The sequence below is a fragment of the Lysinibacillus sp. NPDC096418 genome (assembly GCF_044762775.1).
Lineage (GTDB): Bacteria > Bacillota > Bacilli > Bacillales_A > Planococcaceae > Lysinibacillus.
Genome location: NZ_JBIWEY010000075.1, coordinates 1 through 3,871 on the forward strand (window position 1 = coordinate 1; position 3,871 = coordinate 3,871).

Consider the following 3,871-nt stretch of genomic DNA (forward strand, 5'->3'; position numbering starts at 1 on the left):
CGTATATTTAGTATAACGAGATTTTTTTGTGAAATGAACAAAAAACCCCGAATAGGGTCACTTTTTAAAGTGTCCACTATTCGGGGTTCAGTTCAAACACAGAGAAATTGGGCTTGTTAATATTATAATTTTGTTATCGTTGTAAATCCAAATTTTTCGGAGAATCCTATTTTTTCTTATATCCAAGATTTTAATTCCATACCAGGTCTTCCGTTCATCATTAAATCACCACGAACACCTGCTTCAAACATTGGAGTTGCTGCTGCACCGATCATCGCAGCATTATCAGTACATAACTTTAGTGGAGGTACGTAAAACGGAATCCCTTCCACCTCAAATGTTGCCTCTAAAGACGCGCGTAATCCTTTATTTGCTGCTACGCCACCAGCTGCAATAACTTGTTTCACATTATATTCGCGAGCAGCTCGAAGTGTTTTAGCTGTCAAAACTTCAACAACACTATCTTGGAAACCTTTTGCCATCGCTGTTGGTGAAATTTCTTCCCCACGCTGGTCCATATTATGCTTATAGTTAATAACTGCTGACTTCAAACCACTGAAGCTAAAATCATAGGAATCTTCTTCAAGCCACACACGCGGAAACGTAACAGCCTCATCACTTTCATGTGCTAGCTGATCTATTCGCGGGCCACCTGGATACGGTAATCCTAATACACGAGCTACTTTGTCATAAGCTTCACCAGCTGCATCATCTCGTGTTTCACCAATAACTTCAAAAGAGCCATGTTCCTTCATATAAACCAGCTCAGTATGTCCACCCGACACAACTAATGCTAGTAATGGAAACTCCATCGGCTGCACAAGCGCATTGGCATAAATGTGACCTGCAATATGATGGACACCTATAATCGGTAAGTTATTCGCAAAAGCAAAAGCCTTTGCCGCATTTATGCCAATTAACAATGCCCCAACAAGCCCCGGTCCTTCTGTAACTGCAACTGCATCTAAATCTTGTGGCGTCATGTTAGCTTGAGCTAACGCCTCTTCAATCACGACTGTAATTTGCTCAACATGATGGCGCGACGCGATTTCTGGTACAACACCACCAAATCGTTTATGACTCTCAATTTGTGAAGCTACAACATTCGAAACAATTTCTGATCCATTACGAATAATTGCCGCAGCAGTCTCATCACAACTCGATTCAATTGCTAAAATAATTCGATTTTCCATTATAAATTCACCCACATGACAAGCGCATCCTCCCCGTTATCTGTATAGTAGCCTTTACGTATGCCACCATCTTGGAACGCTAACTTTCTGTAAAGATTTTGCGCCACATTATTTGTTACACGTACCTCTAAGCTCATGACATCCATAGAATGTTCACGTGCAATACGCATTGCTTCTCTCATTAATGCTTCACCAATACCACGTCCACGTGCAGCATCTATTACTGCTACATTCGTAATTTGCGCAGCATCAATGACCATCCACATACCACAAAAGCCAATTATGCTTTCATCCTCATCTACTGCTATCAAATAATACGCATACTGATTTTCATGCACTTCATAGTAAAAGGAATCGAGTGTCCAAGGTGTAGGAAAAGTGGCAAGTTCAATAGCGTACACAGATTCAACATCATCAGACGTCATTTTACGATACGTTACCTTACTGCTCATACGTTTTCTCCTTTTGCTCTTTCAGCCAATTCGCCTCAGCCTCTGCAATGCGCTTATATTGTGGCACGAAATGATGCGTTACTTCGATATTTGGCAGTGCACTTTCACATGCTAAGCGAATTACTTCACTTGCACGTGGCAAATCATGGCTAAACGGAGCACGGGATGCATTGTCACCAAGTTCTTCTACGATTTTATCCCAAAATACGTCTACATCTGCGCCAACAAATAAAATTGGTTCTCCTAACGCCTGTAATCGTTGTAATAAGCCATCAATATGATCATGATAGTCTTCCATCACAGTTTCAAGTGTTGCCCCTCGATAAACTGCAGTATAAATATTGCTACGCCTAGCATCGAACAACGGACAAATCAGACCGTTATAAAGTGACACATTTGCTGCTAACGTCTTTAAGCTAGATACACCAACTAGTGGTTTCTTCAATGTCCATGCAAGCGTCTTTGCAAGGGTAACACCTATACGTACACCTGTATATGAACCTGGTCCCTCTGAGACAGCAATTGCATCAATATCAGCTGGTTTAAATCCGGCTGTTGCAAGTATTGCTTCAATTGCTGGCATTGCCCCAGCCGAATGCGTTAATTTTATATTTTGTACAACCTCTGCAACTACTTTACCATCTTTCACAATTGCGACAGAAAGTGGTGCATTAGCTGTTTCAATCCCTAACCAAATCATTTCATTAGCTCCTCACATAGTGCCTCATATCGCTTTCCTCGAGGCGTTAACACAAATCGACGTTCATTTTCACTAATCCGGTATATCTCAATGCCTAATCGTTCTTGTGGTAAATCTTGTTCAACTAAATGTGCCCACTCTACAACTGATACCGCATCTCCGTAAAACAGCTCATCCCATCCAAGATCCTCATCACTATCTGCTAAACGATATACGTCTAAGTGATTAAAAGGTAAACGTCCTTCATACTGTTTAATAATTGTAAATGTCGGGCTATTCACAGTTCTTTCGACACCTAGTCCTTTTGCCAAAGCCTTTGTAAACGTCGTCTTGCCTGCTCCTAAGTCGCCCTCAAGTGTAATGGTATCCTGGGCATCTAGTAAATCTGCCAATTTCAATGCAAACTGTTCTGTATCCTCTATTGAATTCATGATTTTCTCAAACATTCTCTTTGTTTCCTCTCCTAGCTACATTACTTCTAGTTTACCGAAACTAGCGTAAATGTTCAAAGCATCTAGTGATTTTAAAAAATAAAACACGTTTTCCACAACGGAAAACGTGTTTTATTATCTATTTGAATGCCCTTTTAACTCGACAACCTTTTTTGAAATTAATTGATCATCTTTAAACTCAATTACATAAGCCTGAGTCATTAAAGTCTCATCTCTCCATCGATAAATATTATTCTTTACTTTCTCTCCTCTACCACCCGCGCACTCCACGACTTCAAAATAAGACATTCCTTCTTTTAAACTATCAAACTCTTTTTGATTCATATATTTTTGCCAATGATATATATTTTTTTCTTCAATATCTAAAATTGGATCTCCACAGCCAACTAATGCCGCTGTTGCAACTATGAATAGTAGCACACATAATTTTCGCATATCTTTCACCCCCGTACACTTTCTAACTGCTTCTCAAACTGTACCCGAGCTTTACATGAAAAAAACGCAGAATATTTAATTTTTTACCCTTCAAAACAAAAAAGTCCTTATAATAGTTTCCTATTACAAGAACTGTATAAGCATAAATGGCGGTCCCGACCGGGATCGAACCGGCGATCTCCTGCGTGACAGGCAGGCATGTTAACCGCTACACCACGGGACCTCTTTAAGACATTTATTAATATAACATAAATATGATGTTTGCACAACTATTTTTTCAAAAAATATAAAAGAATAATATTTAAATATGAAAATACTACTTTCAAGCTTTGCATACTTATTGAAAATTTTATTAATCACTAGATTATTCAATATGAATTCACTCATAACTACACGAGAATATAGTATTAGTAAGCAATGCTAATAACATCTGGACTTGCCATCTTCATTTCCATTACGAACTTTAGTCGTTCACGCTTTAGCCTAGATAAAAACAATGCCCTAGATTATTCACAAACAAAAGTTCTATAGGTTCCTTAATAATAAAAAACAGCCAACATATAGTTGACTGTCTCATGTGCCTAGCGACGTCCTACTCTCACAGGGGGAAGCCCCCAACTACCATCGGCGCTAAAGAGC

5 protein-coding genes and 1 tRNA gene are annotated in these 3,871 nt (G+C 39.2%); all 6 read right to left on the reverse strand.

Features of this window, described 5'->3' with window-relative positions; translation table 11 throughout:
* Positions 1 to 176: 176 nt before the first annotated feature.
* The 6 genes from tsaD to ACIQZG_RS24400 all read right to left on the reverse strand — a co-directional run bounded on the left by tsaD (position 177) and on the right by ACIQZG_RS24400 (position 3,455).
* Positions 177 to 1,193: a tRNA (adenosine(37)-N6)-threonylcarbamoyltransferase complex transferase subunit TsaD gene (gene tsaD / locus ACIQZG_RS24375; RefSeq protein ID WP_402758736.1), complete on the reverse strand. Its 1,017-nt coding sequence runs from the start codon at positions 1,191 to 1,193 to the stop codon at positions 177 to 179.
* Positions 1,193 to 1,645, reverse strand: coding sequence for a ribosomal protein S18-alanine N-acetyltransferase (rimI, locus tag ACIQZG_RS24380; protein ID WP_402758737.1), 453 nt, complete (start codon positions 1,643 to 1,645; stop codon positions 1,193 to 1,195). Before rimI ends, tsaD begins: the two co-directional genes overlap by 1 nt.
* The gene (gene tsaB, locus ACIQZG_RS24385; RefSeq protein ID WP_402758738.1) at positions 1,635 to 2,345 is read right to left on the reverse strand and encodes a tRNA (adenosine(37)-N6)-threonylcarbamoyltransferase complex dimerization subunit type 1 TsaB; all 711 of its coding nucleotides are present in this window, start codon (positions 2,343 to 2,345) and stop codon (positions 1,635 to 1,637) included. The genes rimI and tsaB overlap by 11 nt, the downstream gene beginning before the upstream one ends.
* Positions 2,342 to 2,791 (reverse strand): tRNA (adenosine(37)-N6)-threonylcarbamoyltransferase complex ATPase subunit type 1 TsaE, encoded by a 450-nt coding sequence (tsaE, locus tag ACIQZG_RS24390; RefSeq protein WP_402758740.1) that lies wholly within the window; start codon positions 2,789 to 2,791, stop codon positions 2,342 to 2,344. Before tsaE ends, tsaB begins: the two co-directional genes overlap by 4 nt.
* 120 nt (positions 2,792 to 2,911) lie before the next feature.
* Positions 2,912 to 3,232, reverse strand: coding sequence for a hypothetical protein (locus ACIQZG_RS24395; RefSeq protein ID WP_402758741.1), 321 nt, complete (start codon positions 3,230 to 3,232; stop codon positions 2,912 to 2,914).
* Between the two features lie 147 nt (positions 3,233 to 3,379).
* Positions 3,380 to 3,455: transfer RNA gene (locus ACIQZG_RS24400), tRNA-Asp, on the reverse strand.
* Positions 3,456 to 3,871 lie beyond the last annotated feature (416 nt).